Source organism: Methylobacterium carpenticola (assembly GCF_042748905.1).
GTDB classification, from domain to species: Bacteria; Pseudomonadota; Alphaproteobacteria; order Rhizobiales; family Beijerinckiaceae; genus Methylobacterium; species Methylobacterium carpenticola.
The window spans coordinates 3,842,117-3,858,602 of sequence record NZ_JBHZEO010000001.1; the positions used below are offsets into that span (position 1 = coordinate 3,842,117).

At 73.0% G+C, this 16,486-nt stretch carries 17 protein-coding genes; 8 read left to right on the forward strand and 9 right to left on the reverse strand.

From position 1 onward, the window contains the following. Positions 1–207 precede the first annotated feature (207 nt). Positions 208–2,010: a hypothetical protein gene (locus ACE101_RS17990; RefSeq protein WP_379132178.1), complete on the reverse strand. Its 1,803-nt coding sequence runs from the start codon at positions 2,008–2,010 to the stop codon at positions 208–210. A gap of 159 nt (positions 2,011–2,169) precedes the next feature. Between ACE101_RS17990 and ACE101_RS17995 the strand changes: the two genes are divergently transcribed. Then, entirely contained in the window at positions 2,170–3,672 is a 1,503-nt protein-coding gene (locus ACE101_RS17995; protein ID WP_379132180.1) for an NAD(P)/FAD-dependent oxidoreductase, read from the forward strand. 233 nt (positions 3,673–3,905) lie between these two features. Here ACE101_RS17995 and ACE101_RS18000 read toward each other — a convergent pair whose 3' ends face one another. The 3 genes from ACE101_RS18000 to ACE101_RS18010 all read right to left on the reverse strand — a co-directional run bounded on the left by ACE101_RS18000 (position 3,906) and on the right by ACE101_RS18010 (position 4,959). Then, complete coding sequence (locus ACE101_RS18000; RefSeq protein ID WP_379132183.1) at positions 3,906–4,121, reverse strand: type II toxin-antitoxin system RelE/ParE family toxin; 216 nt, start codon at positions 4,119–4,121, stop codon at positions 3,906–3,908. Beyond that, on the reverse strand, positions 4,114–4,389 hold the full coding sequence (locus tag ACE101_RS18005) for a type II toxin-antitoxin system ParD family antitoxin (RefSeq protein WP_379132185.1): 276 nt from the start codon (positions 4,387–4,389) through the stop codon (positions 4,114–4,116). The genes ACE101_RS18000 and ACE101_RS18005 overlap by 8 nt, the downstream gene beginning before the upstream one ends. 78 nt (positions 4,390–4,467) lie before the next feature. Further along, entirely contained in the window at positions 4,468–4,959 is a 492-nt protein-coding gene (locus tag ACE101_RS18010; protein ID WP_379132187.1) for a DUF2243 domain-containing protein, read from the reverse strand. 88 nt (positions 4,960–5,047) lie between these two features. On the opposite strand from ACE101_RS18010, the gene ACE101_RS18015 reads away from it, so the two are divergent. The 3 genes from ACE101_RS18015 to ACE101_RS18025 all read left to right on the forward strand — a co-directional run bounded on the left by ACE101_RS18015 (position 5,048) and on the right by ACE101_RS18025 (position 8,306). Next, complete coding sequence (locus ACE101_RS18015) at positions 5,048–6,343, forward strand: DUF2157 domain-containing protein (protein ID WP_379132191.1); 1,296 nt, start codon at positions 5,048–5,050, stop codon at positions 6,341–6,343. Then, entirely contained in the window at positions 6,340–6,975 is a 636-nt protein-coding gene (locus tag ACE101_RS18020) for a GDYXXLXY domain-containing protein (protein ID WP_379132194.1), read from the forward strand. Before ACE101_RS18015 ends, ACE101_RS18020 begins: the two co-directional genes overlap by 4 nt. Positions 6,976–7,160: 185 nt before the next feature. After that, positions 7,161–8,306 (forward strand): complex I NDUFA9 subunit family protein, encoded by a 1,146-nt coding sequence (locus ACE101_RS18025; RefSeq protein ID WP_379132197.1) that lies wholly within the window; start codon positions 7,161–7,163, stop codon positions 8,304–8,306. A 50-nt stretch (positions 8,307–8,356) separates the two neighbouring features. Here the strand turns inward: ACE101_RS18025 and ACE101_RS18030 are convergent, their stop codons facing one another. Next, a complete protein-coding gene (locus ACE101_RS18030) occupies positions 8,357–9,079 on the reverse strand; it encodes a sulfate transporter family protein (RefSeq protein ID WP_379132200.1) in 723 nt (240 codons plus the stop codon). 153 nt (positions 9,080–9,232) lie between these two features. Between ACE101_RS18030 and ACE101_RS18035 the strand changes: the two genes are divergently transcribed. Then, the gene (locus ACE101_RS18035; protein WP_379132203.1) at positions 9,233–9,622 is read left to right on the forward strand and encodes a DUF3775 domain-containing protein; all 390 of its coding nucleotides are present in this window, start codon (positions 9,233–9,235) and stop codon (positions 9,620–9,622) included. Positions 9,623–9,845: 223 nt separating this feature from the next. On the opposite strand, the gene ACE101_RS18040 is transcribed toward ACE101_RS18035, so the two are convergent. Then, on the reverse strand, positions 9,846–10,979 hold the full coding sequence (locus ACE101_RS18040) for a carboxylate-amine ligase (protein WP_379132206.1): 1,134 nt from the start codon (positions 10,977–10,979) through the stop codon (positions 9,846–9,848). Positions 10,980–11,067: 88 nt separating this feature from the next. Next, positions 11,068–11,874: a 16S rRNA (uracil(1498)-N(3))-methyltransferase gene (locus ACE101_RS18045; protein ID WP_379132208.1), complete on the reverse strand. Its 807-nt coding sequence runs from the start codon at positions 11,872–11,874 to the stop codon at positions 11,068–11,070. A 394-nt stretch (positions 11,875–12,268) separates the two neighbouring features. Between ACE101_RS18045 and ACE101_RS18050 the strand changes: the two genes are divergently transcribed. Both ACE101_RS18050 and ubiA read left to right on the forward strand, forming a co-directional pair. Further along, positions 12,269–12,742 (forward strand): hypothetical protein, encoded by a 474-nt coding sequence (locus ACE101_RS18050; RefSeq protein ID WP_379132210.1) that lies wholly within the window; start codon positions 12,269–12,271, stop codon positions 12,740–12,742. Positions 12,743–12,756: 14 nt separating this feature from the next. Continuing rightward, positions 12,757–13,698, forward strand: coding sequence for a 4-hydroxybenzoate octaprenyltransferase (ubiA, locus tag ACE101_RS18055; protein ID WP_379132212.1), 942 nt, complete (start codon positions 12,757–12,759; stop codon positions 13,696–13,698). 122 nt (positions 13,699–13,820) lie between these two features. Here ubiA and ACE101_RS18060 read toward each other — a convergent pair whose 3' ends face one another. Next, positions 13,821–14,339, reverse strand: a complete 519-nt coding sequence (locus tag ACE101_RS18060) for a DUF6101 family protein (protein WP_379132215.1) — start codon at positions 14,337–14,339, stop codon at positions 13,821–13,823. Positions 14,340–14,660: 321 nt separating this feature from the next. Here ACE101_RS18060 and ACE101_RS18065 point away from each other — a divergent pair, with 321 nt between their 5' ends. Beyond that, positions 14,661–15,473 (forward strand): 3'(2'),5'-bisphosphate nucleotidase CysQ, encoded by an 813-nt coding sequence (locus ACE101_RS18065; RefSeq protein ID WP_379132218.1) that lies wholly within the window; start codon positions 14,661–14,663, stop codon positions 15,471–15,473. A gap of 266 nt (positions 15,474–15,739) precedes the next feature. On the opposite strand, the gene rpsD is transcribed toward ACE101_RS18065, so the two are convergent. Continuing rightward, positions 15,740–16,357, reverse strand: coding sequence for a 30S ribosomal protein S4 (gene rpsD / locus ACE101_RS18070; protein WP_379132220.1), 618 nt, complete (start codon positions 16,355–16,357; stop codon positions 15,740–15,742). Positions 16,358–16,486: the final 129 nt, after the last annotated feature.

Here is a 16,486-nt window from a genome sequence, read left to right on the forward strand (position 1 = left end):
CCTCCTCGATCCCGCCCGGCTCCGCGCCCCGGCCCACCACGAGCCCGGCCCCCGCCGCGAGCGCGAGGCCGACCAGGCCTAAGCAGATTTGCGCTGGCGTGCCAACGCTTCGTCCGCTTAGGTTCCTGATATGTCGCAGGTTTTTATCGCAAAACCGGTGGCCGCCTTTGCGAAACCTGCTTCGGAGCCCGGCGATTCGCCGCCGCATCACGGCAGCGGGCGCAGGCGCCAGACCCTGAGGGGCGAATCGGGCATGGGAACCGGCTCCAGCCAGGGCGGGACGACCCTGCCGCGGGCAAGGTCGCCGACGAGCGGCGCGCCGCCATCCGCACCCTCCGGCGGCGGGCAGACGGCGATGTAGGAGACCTGCCATGCCCCCGCCACGCGGCGCAGCGACGCCTCGTCCTGAAAGCCCGCGATCGCCGCCGACAGCCCGGCCAGCGCCCGGTGATACGGGGCCGCGACGACGGCGTGCGGCGTGTGGAGCAGCAGGAACGGCCCGAGGTCGATCGGTGCCAGCACCGTGCCGGCCGGCAGCCGGCCGAGCCCCGCCATCGCCGGCCGGCTGGTGCAGGACGGGCCCGCGTCGCTCCGCGGCGCCGCTTCCGCCGTGGCGAGCAGGCTCGGCGCCGCCGCGCCCACGAACCAGAGCTTGCCGATGAGCCCGATCCCCGCGGCCAGCATCGCGGCCCGCGCGAGCGGCGCCGCGCCGGGCTCCCGCAGCAGGGACAGGCCCCGGTCGAGCACCGCGCCGCCCGCGAGCGCGACGAAGCCCGAGGCGACGTAGAGGCCGCGGAACTGCATCAGGCCGAGGCCGGCGCCGAGCCAGAGCGCCCCTGCCAGGATGCCCCAGGCCCGGCGCGTCGGCGGCGGGGCACGCCACGCCATGGCGCTCGCGACGAGGGCCCCGACGAGGATCGGCATGAGGGCCGTGAGCACCTCGCCCGGGAATTGCGGCAGGCTTCGCCAGAGCGGCAGCATCTCGCGGACCTGGGTGAGCCAGCCCTCGCGCACCGCCTCGGGCATGCCCGCGAAGGGGCCGTCGAGGCAGTCCGGCGCCAAGCGGACGAGCCCGCCCGCCATCGCGAGGCCGCCGAGCGCCGCGAGCGCGGCCCGGGCCGCGGCCCGGCGGGGCCGCAGGGCGGCGGCGGCGAGCGCGGTGACGCCGCCGCAGGCGCAGATCCACAGCCAAGGCAGGGAGAGCGCGTCGCAGGCCGGGGCGCCCCACGCGGTGGGCGGCGTGTCGAGGGCGAACAGGGCGGCCGCGCCGCAGGCCAGCGCCAGCGCGAAGCCCAGGAAGGCGCCGAGCGCCCGCGCGCCGGCCCGGATCCAGGTCCCGGCGACGAGGAGCCCTGCCGCGGCGATGAAGGGCAGCGTCTCCAGCCCCACCGCCAGCGAGAGGGCGGCGAGCGCCCCCGCGCCGGCCCCCGCGCGCCAGCCCGGGGCGGGGCGCATCAGGCAGAGGCCGAGGCCGAGCACGGCGCAGATCTGGACGTTGTGGTGATCGACCCGGCCCGGGGCGAACAGGGAGACGAGGAGGGCGGTCTGCGTCGCGACGAAGAGGCCGAGGATCGCCGCCCGCTCGCCGAACAGCCGCCGCGCCCCGGTGAACAGCCCGGCCGCGTAGAGGCCGAACAGGAGGGGCGGCCAGAGCGCGGCCGCCACCGCGTCCGCCTGCGCCCCCGCGAAGGGCCGCAGGAGGAGGATCAGACCGGCGATCGGCAGATCGACGAGGCGCGACCAGTGCATCGAGGCGCCGCTCGGGGGCTGGAGCCGGTGCTGGCCGACATCCGACCAGGATTGCCCGGCGAGGAGGTCGCGCACGGCGACGAGGCGCATGGCGTCGTCGGTGTCCGGCAGGGCGAGGTCGCGCATCACCGCCGCGACCGACCCGAGCCCGAAGGCCCCGGCGAGGCCCACCGCCACCACGCCCCACAGCACGAGCCGGCTCTCGAACAGGGAGCGCGGGACGGGGGGCGCCGACGCGGCGAAGAGGGCGGAACGCGGCATGAGGGGGTCCCGGGACAGCGCCTCCGGCCATCGCATGCCGGCCTTACCCCACGGTTACGGCCCCGCGGCGCCGGGGCGTCAGTGTCAGGGGTTGTTTACCGTCCCGCGTTAACGATGGCGGCGTCGCGTCCCGCCGGGCGCATCACGGAGCCCGACGCGATGAGCCTGCACACCGAGACGCTGGTCATCGGCGCCGGGCCGGCCGGCTTGACCGCCGCCTACCTCCTGGCGAAGGCGGGGCGCGAGGTCACGGTGCTGGAGCGGGATCCGGTCCGCGTCGGCGGCATCAGCCGCACCGTGGAGTACAAGGGCTACCTGTTCGACATCGGCGGCCACCGTTTCTTCTCGAAGTCGAAGGAGGTGGTGGACCTCTGGAACGAGATCCTGCCCGACGACTTCATCGAGCGGCCGCGCCTGTCGCGGATCTACTACAAGGGCCGCTACTACGCCTATCCGCTCAAGGCGTTCGAGGCCCTGCGCAACCTCGGCCTGTGGCAGAGCGCGGCCTGCGTCGCCTCCTACCTCTACGCCCGCGCCCGGCCCGTGCCGGAGCCGAGGAGCTTCCACGACTGGGTGCGCAACCAGTTCGGCGAGCGCCTGTTCTCGATCTTCTTCAGGACCTACACCGAGAAGGTGTGGGGCCTGTCCTGCGACGCGATCTCGGCCGATTGGGCGGCCCAGCGCATCAAGGGGCTCGATCTCGGCGCGGCGATCCGCGACGCGCTCGCCCGCTCCCTCGGGCTCGGACGGCGGCGCAAGCCCGGCGAGCCGGTGATCAAGACCCTGATCGAATCCTTCCGCTACCCGCGGCGCGGCCCCGGCATGATGTGGGACGCCGCCGCTGCCGCCGTGCGCGGCCGGGGCGGCCGGGTGCTGCTCGACCGCGGCGTCGAGAGCCTGTCCTTCGACCGCGCCACCGGCCTGTGGACGGCCGGCGTGCGCCGGCAGGACGGCAGCCGCGAGACCTTCACGGCCCGCCACATCGTCTCCTCGGCGGCGCTCCAGGACCTCGTGGCGGCGCTCCGGCCGGCCCCGCTCAGCACCTTCCACGCCCGCGCCCTCGGCTACCGGGACTTCATCACCGTGGCGCTGATCGCCCGCGGCGTCGAGGATTTCCCGGACAACTGGATCTACATCCACGATCCGAGCGTGAAGGTGGGGCGGGTGCAGAATTTCCGCTCGTGGTCGCCCGAGATGGTGCCCGACGCGCACTATGCCTGCCTCGGCCTCGAATATTTCTGCTTCGAGGGCGACGGCCTGTGGACCGCGCCGGATGCCGATCTCGTGGCGCTCGCCAAGCGCGAGATCGCGCAGATCGGCCTGATCCGGGCCGAGGACGTGGTCGATGCCTGCGTGGTGCGCCAGCCCAAGGCCTATCCGGTCTACGACGAGGCCTATCGGGACAACGTGGCGGCGATCCGCCGCGACCTGGAGACGTCCTATCCGACGCTCCACCTCGTCGGCCGCAACGGCATGCACAAGTACAACAACCAGGACCATGCCATGATGACCGCGATGCTCACGGTGCGGAACATCCTGGCCGGCCAGCGGCTCTACGATGTCTGGAGCGTGAACGAGGACGCCGAATACGCCGAGGCGGGGCTTGCGGGCGCGCGCGAGGCGCTGGGCAGCGAGCGGCTGGTGCCGCGCAAGGTGGCCTGAGCGGGCCTCACGGCCCGCAGCGCAGCCGCAGCAGATCCTCCAGGCCCGGCGCCGCGCCGAGGAGGAGGACGCGCCACGCCGGGGCGGTGGCCGCGACGAGGCCGCAGGCGAGGACGAGCCAGGGCAGGAGCGCCCGCGGCGATCTCAGGACGGCACCTCCTCGGCCCGGAAATCCCGGCCTGCATAGAGCACGCGCAGGATCTCGACCCGGTTCTCGGGAAGCCGATAGGCGATCAGCACCCGGCGCTCGAAAGTCCATGTGTGCGCAATCCCTCCGCGATATCGTCGCGCGGTGTTCCCATCTCGGGAAAGTCCCGTAGGCCGTTGCAGGCCGCCTCAATGCGGCTGAGATCGCGGCCCGCCCGCGCCGGACCTCCCTGCCGCGCGATATGGTCGTAGAGGCCGAACAGATCCGCCCGGGCGATCGGGTGAAGGACGAGGTCACGCACCGCGCTTGGCCGCCTTCAGGCGATCCGCGTGGTAGGCGCGCAACTCGCTGAAGACCTGATCGCCGGGAATGGCTGGGCTCGGGTCGTCCAGGGCTGCCCGAATCGTCTGGCGCAACACGGCATCGAGGGCGGCTTCCTCGCGCTCCAGAGCGCGCAACCCGGCCCGGACGACCTCGCTGACCGAGGCGTATGCGCCCGAACGCACGCGGGCCTCGACGCGCTCCTGCAAGTCGCCGAGGGTCACGGTGACGGGACGGTTGGTTCTCATGGGGTGCGATCCTCGAATCCCTGCCATTCTATATGACAAAGTCATACAGATCTCGCGATTCAGATCGGTCCACCATCGTCACGGCCGCGCCGCGAGCCGCCGGCCGGACCGCAGCAGGGCGGCCCCGATCAGCGCCATCGCGGCGCCCCAGGCCAGGAAGCCGAGATCCCAGGCGAGCCACCGCGTCCGCTCGGCGGTCTCGTTGACGTGGTGGATTCCCAGGATCTGGTGGTCGATCACCCCCTCCACGAGGTTGAACGCCCCCCAGCCGAGCAGCACCGCGCCGGCCATCTGCCGGCCCGACCAGTGCAGGCGGCCCCGATGCGCCCGCCGCCACAGCAGGAACAGGCCCAGCACCACGAACACGTAGGTCGCGCTGTGGAAGATCCCGTCCCAGAGCGTGTTGCGCTCCAGGGCCTCGATCGAGGTGATCGGGTACCAGCTGCTCAGCATGTGGTGCCATTGCAGCATCTGGTGCAGAACGATGCCGTCGAAGAAGCCGCCGAGGCCGAGACCGAACAGGATCCCGGCAGCGGTCGGAAACGTGCGGTCGGGGGTGGCATCCGCCATGGGGGCTCCCTGGATGGCTTCCGACAGGCGAACCAGCGGCCGGGCCGGACGTTCCGGGCCGCGCAGCGGAGGACCCGGGGCGAGCGCCATGCCGTTCAGCTATCGCGAGCGCGTCCTGCGCGACATCCGGGCCTGGGCCGCGCGCGGGCTGATCGATCCCGCCCAGGCGCTCCGCCTCGAAGCGGAGGTGCAGGGCGGATCGGATCTCGGCGGCCTTCAGGTGGCCCTCGGCGTGGCCGCCGCGCTCCTCGTCGGGACGGCCGCGCTCACCTTCGTGGCCTCGAACTGGGCCGCGATGCCGCCCTTCCTGCGCCTCGCGCTGCTCGCCGGCGCCGATGCCGTCGTGGTCGGGCTCGCCTGCCTGGCGAGCCTGCGCCAGCGCCGAAGCGACGATCCGACCCTGCGCCGCATCGCCGATATCCTGGCGGCCCTCTCGGTCGCCGTGGCGGCGGGCGCGCTCGCCCTGATGAGCCAGACCTTCCACCGGCCCGAGGACCTCCCGGGCTTCGCGCTCGCCGTGGCGCTGGTCGGCACCGCGACGGCCCTGCTGGTGCGGTCGGGCGGCGCGGCCGGGATCGCCGCCGTGGCCCTGGCGGTCGCGGCCTGGCCCGACCTCGATCCATCCGCGGCGCGGTCCCTGTCCTGGCCCGGCTGGACCGCGATCGGCCTCCTCGCGGCGGGCCAGCTCGTCGGCTGGATCCCCGCCCGCAGCACGGGTTTCCTCGTCCTGCTGCTCCCGGTCGCCGCCGAGATCGCGGTGCGGGACGGGCAGATCGATGCCAGGCGGCTCGCGCTCCTCGCCTTCGGGGTGATCGCCCTGGCGCGGGCGCTCCCGCTCTGGCCGTCCCTGCCGGAGCGGGTGCCTGTGCGCCTGCACCGTCTCGCGGGCGCCGCCGCCGGGCTGCTCCTCGCGGCCCTTCTCGCCCGCGCCGCCGACCTGACCGGCTGGACCGATTGGTCCGCCGAGACCGCCGGCTCCGCGACGGGCCGGCTGCTGCTCATGGCCGCCTGGATCGGCCTCGCGATCCTGCCGCACCGGCTGCGCGGGGAGCCGCTGCCCTTCGGCACCCTGATCCTCGCCGGGGTGGCACTGGTGCCGCTCGGCCTCGGCGGCAGCCCGCCGAGTCCCCTCGGCGAGGCCGGCTGGGCGGTGTGGACGGTGCTGCTGCCGATCCTGGCCCTGGCCGTGGCGGCGCGGATCGACGGCCGGCGCGCCCTCTATGCCGCGAGCCTCGCCGCCTGCGTCGTGCTCGCGGTCGCGCTGATGATGACGGCCGGCGACCTGATCGGCGTGTCCCTCCACCTCCTCACGGCCGGCGCCCTCGCGGCGCTCGCCCTGGCGGCGATCCGCCGCCGCTCCCGCGCCGCGCCGGACCGGCCATGATCGACCTCGCCGGCTTCCGCCCCGGACCCGCCGCGACCATCGCGGCCTTCGCCCTCGTCTTCGCCCTGCAGGTGGCGCCCGCCGTGAAGGTCGCACGCGACCAGTCGCACCGGCTCGCCACCGGGGCCGAGCTGCTCCTCGCGACGGCGACCCGCGATCCGCGGGACTTGTTCCGCGGCGAGTACAGCGTGCTGAGCTACGAGGTCGGCCAGCCGGCCGGCCTTCCGGCCGCGGAGGATCTCGCCCGGGCCTGCGGCACGCAGGCCGAATGCCGCCTGCCTCCGGACATGACCGTCTACGTCACCCTCGCCGCGGGGGCGGACGGCCTGCATCACGCCACCGGGATCGCCGCCACGCCCCCCGCCGGGCCGGACCCGGCCCTGCGCGGCCGGCTCCGGTTCGGCACCCTGACGCGCGGCGGCAGCCCGGCCTGCGGGGCAGGTCCCTGCTTCTCCGGCGGGATCGTCTACGGCATCGAGCGCTGGTACGGGCCGCAAGGCGCGCCGGCCGAACTCGACCGTCTCGACCGCGCCCGGATCCGCGTGCGCGTCCGGGTGGACCCGACGGGCGAGGCCGTGCTCGACGCGCTCCTCGTCGACGGGCGCGAGGTCGCGCGCACGCCGCGGCTCTGACGGACCGCGCCGGGGCGGCCTGCAGGGCGGCACCTCATGTCGGGCGCGGAGGCGACGGCCGGCGTTTGAGGCCGAGCGGGAAACCGGGGCAGGCGCTCGGAAGCGCTTGCCCTGCCCGCGGGAGCTTCACAGCTTGTTCTCCTTTGACTAATGAGCCGAAACGCGTTCCGTACAGGATTCCGATCATGCCCGACCCCGTCGGCCCGACCCGGCCCGCTTCGCAGCTCGTGACCGTGTTCGGCGGCTCCGGCTTCCTGGGGCGCCACGTGGTCCGCGCGCTGGCCAAGCGCGGCTACCGCATCCGCGTCGCCGTGCGCCGTCCCGACCTCGCGCAGTTCCTCCAGCCCCTCGGGCGCGTCGGGCAGATCGTCGCCGTGCAGGCGAACCTGCGCGATGCCGCCTCGATCGCCCGCGCGACCGAGCATGCGGACGTCGTCATCAACCTCGTGGGCATCCTGCAGGAGAGCGGGAACCAGCGCTTCCAGCGCCTCCAGGCGGATGGTGCGGGGGCGGTGGCGCGCGCCGCGGCCTCCGTCGGGGCCCGGATGGTGCACGTCTCGGCCATCGGCGCCGATCCGGCCTCGCCCTCCGTCTATGCACGGACCAAGGCCGAGGGCGAGGCGAACGTGCTGGCTGCCTGCCCGGACGCGGTGATCATCCGTCCCTCGATCGTGTTCGGCCCGGGCGACACCTTCTTCAACCGCTTCGCGGGGCTCGCCCGGCTGCTGCCGGTCTTCCCCCTCGCGGGGGCCGAAACGCGGATGCAGCCCGTCTTCGCGGGCGACGTCGCGGAGGCGATCGCGCTCGCCGTGGACGGCAAGGCCAAGCCCGGCACGGTCTACGAACTCGGCGGGCCCGAGACCCTCACGCTCCAGCAGCTCGTGGACTACACGCTGCAGGTCACGATGCGCCGCCGCGTCGTCCTGCCGCTGCCCGGCCCCGCCGCCCGTCTCCAGGCGCGGGCGCTGGAGATCGTCGACGCGCTCACCCTCGGGCTCCTGCCCGACAGCCTCAAGCTCACCCGCGATCAGGTGCTCCTCCTGGAGCGCGACAACGTCGTCTCCGAGGCCGCGAAGGCCGAGGACCGGACCTTCGCGGCGCTCGGCATCGTGCCGACCGCCATCGAGGCCGTGGTGCCGGGCTATCTCTGGCGCTTCCGCAAGGCGGGACAGTTCGCCACCGGGCGCGGCACCCCCGGCATGACGGCGGTGCCCGACCTCATCGCGCCGAGTCCGATGGGCGAGCATTCGGCCCATCGCCCGGACATCGCGGGCGGCCCCGCGGTCGGTCAGAAGGGCGCGGGCGCCGGCCAGGCGCCCGGGATGCACTGAGCCCGAGCGGAATTGCCCTCTGCAATTCCGCTCGGGCTCTTGGTTTCGCATCAGGCGCGGGGGATCGGCGGCCGGGCCGGTGGGGCCGCGAGCAGCCGCTCGCGGCTCAGGCCCTTGTGGACATGCACCATGAGGGCGATGCCGAAGAGCGGCGTCAGCAGGTTGAGCACCGGCACCACCATCAGCCCGGCGAGCAGGGCGCCCGCCGCCAGCACCGTCGCGGAATGGTGGCGGCGCATGGCCCGCGCCTCGGCCAGCGGCCGGAACCGGGCCGCGGCCATCTCGAAATATTCGCGGCCGAGCAGGTAGGTGTTGGCGCCGAAGAAGGCGATCAGGTTCACCCCCGGCACGAAGAACAGCGCGAGCGCCACGAGGTTCACGAGGAGCGCGAGCCCGGCGAAACGCAGCGAGTAGAGCATGGCTTGGCCGAGCGGCAGGGCTTGGCCCGGCACCTCGTCCGGATAGTCGGTCCGCTCGACCACCTCGGCGGCGTCGTCGAGGAAGTAGCCCGCCACCAGGATCGAGACCGGCGGCAGGATGTAGGCCAGCGCCACGAACAGCCCGGCCCCCGCCAGGAAGAACGCGAGGCTGTCGAGGATCGGGTACTGCGCGGAGAGCGGGTGCCCGACCAGGAAGGCGTTGATCAGCCGCGTGAGGGCGAACCAGACCAGCACCAGGAGCCCGATGGTCAGGCCGAGCGACTTCCACAGGATGCGCCGCAGGGGTGGGGAGAGCACCTGGCGCAGGGCCGCGAAGGCGGCGGAGAAGAGCATCTGGACCTCGTGGGATCGGTGATTCGCCTCGGGGAGCCCGCGGGGCGCCCGCACCGGAGCCCGGGACGCGGCGTCCCTGGACCCGGGCTGCACCTCGCGGGTTGAAGGGGCAGCCGCCGCTCGGGAAGCGGCACTGCGAGGCAGGAGATACGCATGGACATCGCCGTCGAGAAGGTCTGTGAATTCATCCTGAGGGTGCGGGCGCTCGACGTGAAGGAAGGCCCGACCGATGAGGATTCGGGCTCGAACCCGATCGATGACGGCTCCCGCGACGTGCTGACCGAGGATCCGGACGACGCGACCGAGGAGGAGCTGCGCGAGGTGATCGCGGGGCTCAACGACGACGAGCGGGCGGAGTTGGTGGCACTCGTCTTCGTCGGCCGCGGCGACATGGAGCCGGAGGAGTTCGCCGATGCGGTGCGTCTCGCCCGGGAGCGCGAGGCGGCCGGCACCAGCACCGCCGACTACCTCCTCGGCATCCCGAATGTCGGCGACCTGCTGGCCGAGGGCCTGGAGGGATTGGGGCTGCGCTGCGAAGTGTGAGGCGGGGGGCCGCGCGATGGCCGCTGGGCCTGCGCTCCGACGCCTGCGCGCGGGATCCCCGCTCCCGCCCGGGAGCGGGGATCCCGCGCTGGAGTGGTGGATGGATGCGCCACGTGGCGCCGCTTCTCGGTGGTGAACGAAGCCAACGAGTCGGAGGCGCTTTCGCTTCAAGAGCGGGACGCCCGCCAAGCTCGTTCCGTCGACGAACCGGCAACCTGTCCGCTCAATGCCGGGTCGGCGCGGTGCCGATCGTCTCGGCGGCGAGCCAGTCCACCACCGCGCACAGCGCCTCCCGCTGCGCCAGCCCGCGTCCCTGCGCCTCCGTGAACAGGGCGAGCTGGCGGTCGGCGCTGGTGCCGCGGGCGACGATCCAGCGGGCGAGATCGAGTTCTGCCGTGCAGCCGAGCGCCGCGGCATCCTCGGCGAGGAGCGCCAGCGTGCGGGCGAGCGCGTCCTTCACGGCCAGGGCGGCCTCGTTCTCCGCCATGAAGCTCCCGTGGATGCCGTAGCGCTGCGCCCGCCAGCAATTCTCCGCGGTGATCGCGTGGGTGGCCCCGGTCGGCGCCCGGTTCAGGGCGGGATCGCGGGCGAGCCGCCGCACGAGGCAGCGGGTGAGCGCCGCGATGGCGAGGGTGTCGTCCAGGCGCGTGCAGCTGTCCGCGATCCGCAGATCGAGGGCGTTGCCCTGCGGCGCCGGCCGGATCACCCACCAGACATGGGCGAGATCGTCGATGGCACCCGCCCGCATCAGCGTGTCGAGGTAGCGGGCGTAATCGGCCTCGTCCGTGAAATAGGGCGGCAGACCGCTGCGGGGCAGCTCCCGCGAGGCGGCGAGCCGGTAGCCGAGCAGGCCCGTGCGCTGCGCCTGCCAGAAGGGCGAGGATGTCGAGAGCGCGAGGAGGAGCGGCAGGAAGGGCTGGATCCGGTTCATCACGTCGATGCGCGAGACGCCCTCGGGCAGGCTGACCCGGACCGACAGCCCGCAGACCACCGTGCGGCTCCCCACCATCTGCAGGTCGCGCTGGACGCGGTCGCGCGCGCCGGTCTCCCGCGGGCGCACCCGGCTCCACAGGGCGATCGGATGGGTGCCCGCCGCCATCACGGCGAGGCCGCGCGCCGCGGCGAGCGCCCCGATGCCGCCGCGCAGCTCCGCCAGGACACGGCGCGCCGACGCGAAATCGGCGAGCGGGTCCGTCGCCCAGATCAGGCGGGGCTCGATCAGGTCGTGGCGCGCCGCCGGGAAGTCGCGGCGGCAGACCGCGAGGAAGTCCCGCACCCGGGCACGGGCGGCGTCGCGCTTCTCCGCGTCGTTGAGAAAGACATCCTCTTCGATGCAGAAGGCGAAATCCGCATGCATGCGCAACTCTCTCCGGGGCGCGGGCGAGGCTGCCCGGCGCCGTTCTCACACTCAGTCTGTCGGATGGATGGGGGCGTTTTGGGGCGCCTCAGCCGGCGGGTGCCCCGCGGCCGTCGCCGAGGACGGCCTGGACCAGGGCCAGGACGGCGACCGCCGCCGTATCGGCGCGCAGGATCCGCGGGCCGAGCGAGAGGCGGACGGTGTTGTGACGCTCCAGGATGAGGGCGCGCTCCTCCGGCGTGAAACCCCCCTCGGGTCCGATCACAACGGCGAGCGGAAGACCGGTGTTCCCCGCCTCCCCGGCGGCCGCTGGCCGCGGGTCCGCCCGCCGCGGGTCCGCCCGCCGCAGTGCCTCGACCGGATCGGCCAGGGGCGCGTCCTCGTCGCAGAAGATCAGCAGGCGCTCCGCCTCCAGCGCCGCCAGGGCGGCGGGCAGCGGCGCGGCCTCGACGATCTCCGGGATCGCCAGGATGCCGCATTGCTCGGCGGCCTCGATCGCGTTGGCGCGCAGCCGGTCGAGCTTGATCCGGTCGCCCTGCGTGCGGCGGGTGATGACGGGCCGGATCAGGCTCGCTCCCATCTCCACCGCCTTCTGGGCCACGTAGTCGAGGCGGGCCGCCTTGAGCGGAGCGAACAGGTAGTGGAGGTCGCCCGGCGCCGTCTGCGGCCGGGTCTGCGCGCGCAGGACGAGGTCGCCGGCCTTGCGGCCGGTGGGCTCGATCGTGGCGCGCCACTCCCCGTCGCGCCCGTTGAACACCAGCACGGCGTCGTCCTCGCCCCGGCGCAGCACGCCGAGGAGGTAGTTCGCCTGGGCCCGGTCGAGGGTGTGCCGCACGCCCTCCCGCATCGGGAAGTCGAGGAACAGGCGCGGGGCGTTGAAATCGTAGGCGGCCATGCGCCCTGCTCGCCGAGCGGGGCCGTGCCTGTCAATCGCCTGGATCGATCGCCCTGGTCTCCTGCTTGGGTGTCCGGCTTGGCCTCGAGCTTGGCCTCGAGCGCCGGCGATCGCGTCCGCGATGCTCGCGTCGCCGCGATCTCGGCTTGCGCTCCGCGGGGCGCTCCTCGCGCCCGATCGGCGGCCGCGGACGATCGCCGAAGCGATTCTCCGTGGGATCACCTCCGTGCCGGCCCGCCGCACGAAAGCCGCCACAATCCTGTGCAGAACCAGAGCATTGGCCGCGTGCGGCAAGGATCTGTTTGGGGATGGCCGGGACCGACCCGGCTGCCGCGTCTCGCGCTGCCCGGGCGGTGATGGTAGAGCCGGCGAGGGGATTCAGGGAATGGTTCGCATGCACAAGCGCGCCGCGGCGCTTCTGGCCGCAGGCTTCGTGGGGGCGGTGACGCTCGGCGGGGCAGCCCGGGCCCAGGGCACGGATTGCACGACGATCCAGAAGACCCTGACCGAGCGCAAGGACATCGTGGCGAAGGTCAACTCGGCCTCGAAGGGCAAGAACAAGCTCACGCCCGCCCAGGCCTGCACCCTGTTCACGCGGCTCCAGGCGAATGGCAGCGAGGGCCTGAAGTGGATCACCGCCAACAAGGATTGGTGCTCGATCCCGGATTCCTTCGCGGAGGGCTTCAAGGCCGATCATTCGAAGGTGGTCGGCCTGCGCGGCAAGATCTGCAACGCGGCCCAGCAGCAGGCGGTGCTGGAGAAGCGCGCCCGTGAGCAGGCTCAGAACGGCGGCGGGGGCGGGGGCGGCGGCCTCCTCGGCGGCCCCGGCCTGACCGGCAGCTTCAAGCTGCCGCAGGGAGCCCTGTGAGGGCCTCAGGCAGCGTGACGGACGGGCCCGACCGGCCGGTCGCCGATGCGGTGAGCGGCCATTGGGCCGACCGGCTCGCCCCCGCGAGCTGGCGGCCCTACCTGCGGCTCGCGCGGATCGAGCGTCCGATCGGCTGGTGGCTCCTGCTCCTGCCCTGCTGGTGGTCGGCCTCGCTCGCCGCCATCGCGGCGGGACGGGTCGGGCCGGATCTCTGGCACCTCGTCCTGTTCCTGATCGGCGCCGTGGCCATGCGCGGCGCCGGCTCGACCTACAACGACATCGCGGACCGCGACCTCGACGCCCGCGTCGAGCGCACGCGCCTGCGTCCGCTCCCCTCCGGACGCCTGCGGGTGCGCCACGCCGCCGCCTTCCTGGTGGCGCAGGCGCTGGTCGGCCTTCTGGTGCTGGTGCAGTTCAACGTCTTCGCGATCGGGGTGGGTCTGCTCTCCCTCGCGCCGGTGGCGATCTACCCGTTCATGAAGCGGGTGATGCCGGTGCCGCAGCTCGTGCTCGGCCTCGCCTTCGCCTGGGGGGCGCTGATGGGCTGGGCGGGCCTGCTCGGCCGCCTCGACGCCGCGGCCCTGTGGCTCTACGCGGGCGCCATCGCCTGGGTGATCGGCTACGACACGATCTACGCCGTGCAGGACATCGAGGACGACGAGATCGCCGGCATCAAGTCCTCGGCCCGCTTCTTCGGCACGCGCGTGCGCGGCGCGGTGGCGGCGTGCTTCGCGGTGGCCGTCGGCTGCATCGCCGCCGCGCTCGGGCTGGCGGGAGCGGGAACAATGGGCGTCCTGGGCCTCGCCCTGTTCGGCGCGCATCTCGGCTGGCAGGTCGTCCGCCTCGACCCCCGCGACGGCGCCACGGCCCTGCGCCTGTTCCGCTCGAACCGCGATGCCGGCCTGATCCTGTTCGCGGGCCTCGCCCTCGACGCTCTCTGGCAGGGCCTCGCCTGAGGCCTCGCCCGGCCGGCTCATACGGTTTCCGGATGATCGCTTCGCGATGCGGAAACCGGCCTCGCTCAGGCGCCGCGCGGGCTCGTGATACGGTTTCCAAAAGTGATCGTCCGGAAACCGTATCAGAGGCCGTGATCGGTGAGCTGGTCCTCGTCCCGGTAGACGATGGGCCGCAGCGGCAGCCGGGCAGTCTTGCGACGGCAGAGGAAGCGCGGGCGGCGCCCGCTGAGGAGGCCGTGCCGGCGGCGGATGCGCACGGCGCCGAGCTTGAGCCGGCCGATCTGCGCGCCCATCGGGGTCACCGCGCCGTCCTCTTGGATCACCAGGAGCGGCAGGCCGGTCTCGGCGCCGAGGCGCCGCCACACCGCCACCACGTCGGCATCCCCGTAGGTGCCGAGCCGCATCAGCGGGTCGCCGTCCTTGTCGAGGAGCAGGAGCGCGAAGCGATCCTCGCCCGTGGCGTCGCTCGCATCCGCGTCGAGGCAGAGGGCGACGCTGGCCGCCCGGCCCGCGCCCGGCACCCGGCCGATGATCGGCAGCGGCGAGGGCTCGGCGTGGACCGGCCCGCGATGGAGGGTGGGAAGCAGCCCCTTGCTGCGCGAGGCGGCCTGCTGATTCGTGCGGCGAAATCTCGTGACCATGATGCTGCTCGACGCCCTGTCCGCGTGAGGCGGCGATCTCTGACGGACCGTCCGCTGTTGGAGGCAGATTGCTCCCCGGCCGGCTCAGAACGCCTTAAAGCGCAGCGTTAAGCGATGGTTCGCGGCGGGTTCCTGCTCCGAATGCTCAATAGTTCCTTGTCCCGGGCGGGGTGATTTTTCGTTCACCGTGGCGATGACCGGTGGCGCGTCCTTGTGGCGCCGGGGCGCCGGGCCTACAACGGGCGTCGCGTTTCTCCGCCCTCTTCCTTCGGGCCCGGTCGGCGCGGCTGCGCCCTGTTCCAACCTACGGTCCCGTCGGTCATGTCCTTCTCCGTCGACGCGCGTGCGCTGCTTCCCCAGGTCCGGGCCACGGTCCGCGAGGCGGCCCTGCTCGCCCTGCCGTTCTTCCGCGCGGGCGAGCGCACCACCGCCCGGGTCTGGAGCAAGTCCGGCGGCTCGCCGGTGACGGAGGCGGATGTCGCGGTCGACACCTTCCTGAAGATCCGCCTCAGCGAACTCGCGCCGGGCGCCGCATGGCTCTCGGAGGAGACCCGCGACGACCCGGTGCGGCTGGAGCACGACCTCGTCTGGATCGTGGATCCGATCGACGGCACCCGGGCCTTCCTGTCGGGTGATGCGAACTGGTCCATCGCCATCGCGCTCCTCGCCCAGGGCGAGCCGGTGCTCGGCATCGTGGCGGCCCCGGTGACGGGCATCCTCTACGAGGCGGTGGCGGGGCAGGGCGCGCGCAAGAACGGCGAGCCCATCCGGGTCACCGGCCAGGGCAGCCTCGCGGGCGCCCGCGTGGCGGGCCCCAAGCCGATGGTCGATCATCTGGAGCGGAATCTCGGTCTCGGCGGCACGCCCGACGCGCTGATTCGGCTGCCGCGGATCCCGTCCCTGGCGCTGCGGATCGCCCGGGTCGCCGAGGGGCTGGTCGATGTGGGGCTGATCTCGTCGGATGCCCGGGACTGGGACCTCGCGGGGGCCGACCTCATCCTGCGCGAGGCGGGCGGCGCCGTCCTCGACCTCGCCGGCCGCGTCCCGGCCTACAACCGCCGCGAGCCGATCCACGGCGAACTCGTCGCCGCCCCCCAGGCGGTGCGGGAGAGCCTGCTCGCGGCGATGCGGTGAGGACGAGCCCCGGTTCCCCGATCCGAGTTGTTTGTCGGCGCCGTATTTCCGGATTCCCGGCGGATCGGGTTCGACGCATCCCGTGAGAGGGCGCATCCCGTGAGAGGGATGGTGAAGAGCGCCGCAAGGCCGCCGGCCTGATCGGGCGCCGCCTGCTCGGCCTGGTGCTCACGGTGCGCAGCCGCCGTGGCCGGCTGATCTCCGCGCATGAAAAGGGCGGGTGCTTGGCAGCACCCGCCCTTCGTTCGATATCCTTCGGCTGATGATCAGCGCGAATAGAACTCGATGACCTGGTTCGGCTCCATGTGCACCGGATAGGGCACCTCGGAGAGGCTCGGCACGCGGGTGAAGCGCGCGGCCATCTTGCCGTGATCGGCCTCGATGTAGTCCGGAACGTCGCGCTCGGCGAGCTGCGAGGCCACGACCACGACTTCGAGCTGCTTGGAGGATTCCTTGACCTCGATCACGTCGCCCGGCTTCACGAGGTAGCTCGGGATGTTGACGCGCTGGCCGTTCACCCGGATGTGGCCGTGGTTCACGAACTGGCGGGCCGCGAACGGGGTCGCCACGAACTTCGCCCGGTAGACGACGGCGTCCAGGCGGCGCTCCAGCAGGCCGATCAGGTTCTCGCCCGAATCGCCGCGCAGGCGGATCGCCTCGGCGTAGTAGCGGCGGAACTGCTTCTCGGTGATGTTGGCGTAGTAGCCCTTCAGCTTCTGCTTCGCACGCAGCTGCGTGCCGAAGTCGGACATCTTGCCCTTGCGGCGCTGTCCATGCTGACCGGGGCCGTATTCGCGCCGGTTGACGGGGCTCTTCGGGCGGCCCCAGATGTTCTGGCCCATGCGGCGATCGAGCTTGTGCTTCGCCTGGATGCGTTTCGACATCGCGTGTCCTCAGGAACGACGATTTGCGAGGAACGCGCCCTCCTCTTCCCTCGCGGGACGACAGACCGGCCGGACGGCCGTTCACGGGTGCGCTGAAAAAGCCGCGGGGCCCCGAAGGACCCCGCAAGC

Excerpts from the sequence above, each read along its gene's own strand:
- ACE101_RS17990 (WP_379132178.1), bottom strand. The coding sequence starts at position 2,010 with ATGCCGCGTTCCGCCCTCTTCGCCGCGTCGGCGCCCCCCGTCCCGCGC.
- ACE101_RS17995 (WP_379132180.1), top strand. The coding sequence starts at position 2,170 with ATGAGCCTGCACACCGAGACGCTGGTCATCGGCGCCGGGCCGGCCGGC.
- ACE101_RS18005 (WP_379132185.1), bottom strand. The coding sequence starts at position 4,389 with ATGAGAACCAACCGTCCCGTCACCGTGACCCTCGGCGACTTGCAGGAG.
- ACE101_RS18010 (WP_379132187.1), bottom strand. The coding sequence starts at position 4,959 with ATGGCGGATGCCACCCCCGACCGCACGTTTCCGACCGCTGCCGGGATC.
- ACE101_RS18015 (WP_379132191.1), top strand. The coding sequence starts at position 5,048 with ATGCCGTTCAGCTATCGCGAGCGCGTCCTGCGCGACATCCGGGCCTGG.
- ACE101_RS18020 (WP_379132194.1), top strand. The coding sequence starts at position 6,340 with ATGATCGACCTCGCCGGCTTCCGCCCCGGACCCGCCGCGACCATCGCG.
- ACE101_RS18025 (WP_379132197.1), top strand. The coding sequence starts at position 7,161 with ATGCCCGACCCCGTCGGCCCGACCCGGCCCGCTTCGCAGCTCGTGACC.
- ACE101_RS18030 (WP_379132200.1), bottom strand. The coding sequence starts at position 9,079 with ATGCTCTTCTCCGCCGCCTTCGCGGCCCTGCGCCAGGTGCTCTCCCCA.
- ACE101_RS18035 (WP_379132203.1), top strand. The coding sequence starts at position 9,233 with ATGGACATCGCCGTCGAGAAGGTCTGTGAATTCATCCTGAGGGTGCGG.
- ACE101_RS18040 (WP_379132206.1), bottom strand. The coding sequence starts at position 10,979 with ATGCATGCGGATTTCGCCTTCTGCATCGAAGAGGATGTCTTTCTCAAC.
- ACE101_RS18045 (WP_379132208.1), bottom strand. The coding sequence starts at position 11,874 with ATGGCCGCCTACGATTTCAACGCCCCGCGCCTGTTCCTCGACTTCCCG.
- ACE101_RS18050 (WP_379132210.1), top strand. The coding sequence starts at position 12,269 with ATGCACAAGCGCGCCGCGGCGCTTCTGGCCGCAGGCTTCGTGGGGGCG.
- ACE101_RS18060 (WP_379132215.1), bottom strand. The coding sequence starts at position 14,339 with ATGGTCACGAGATTTCGCCGCACGAATCAGCAGGCCGCCTCGCGCAGC.
- ACE101_RS18065 (WP_379132218.1), top strand. The coding sequence starts at position 14,661 with ATGTCCTTCTCCGTCGACGCGCGTGCGCTGCTTCCCCAGGTCCGGGCC.
- rpsD (WP_379132220.1), bottom strand. The coding sequence starts at position 16,357 with ATGTCGAAACGCATCCAGGCGAAGCACAAGCTCGATCGCCGCATGGGC.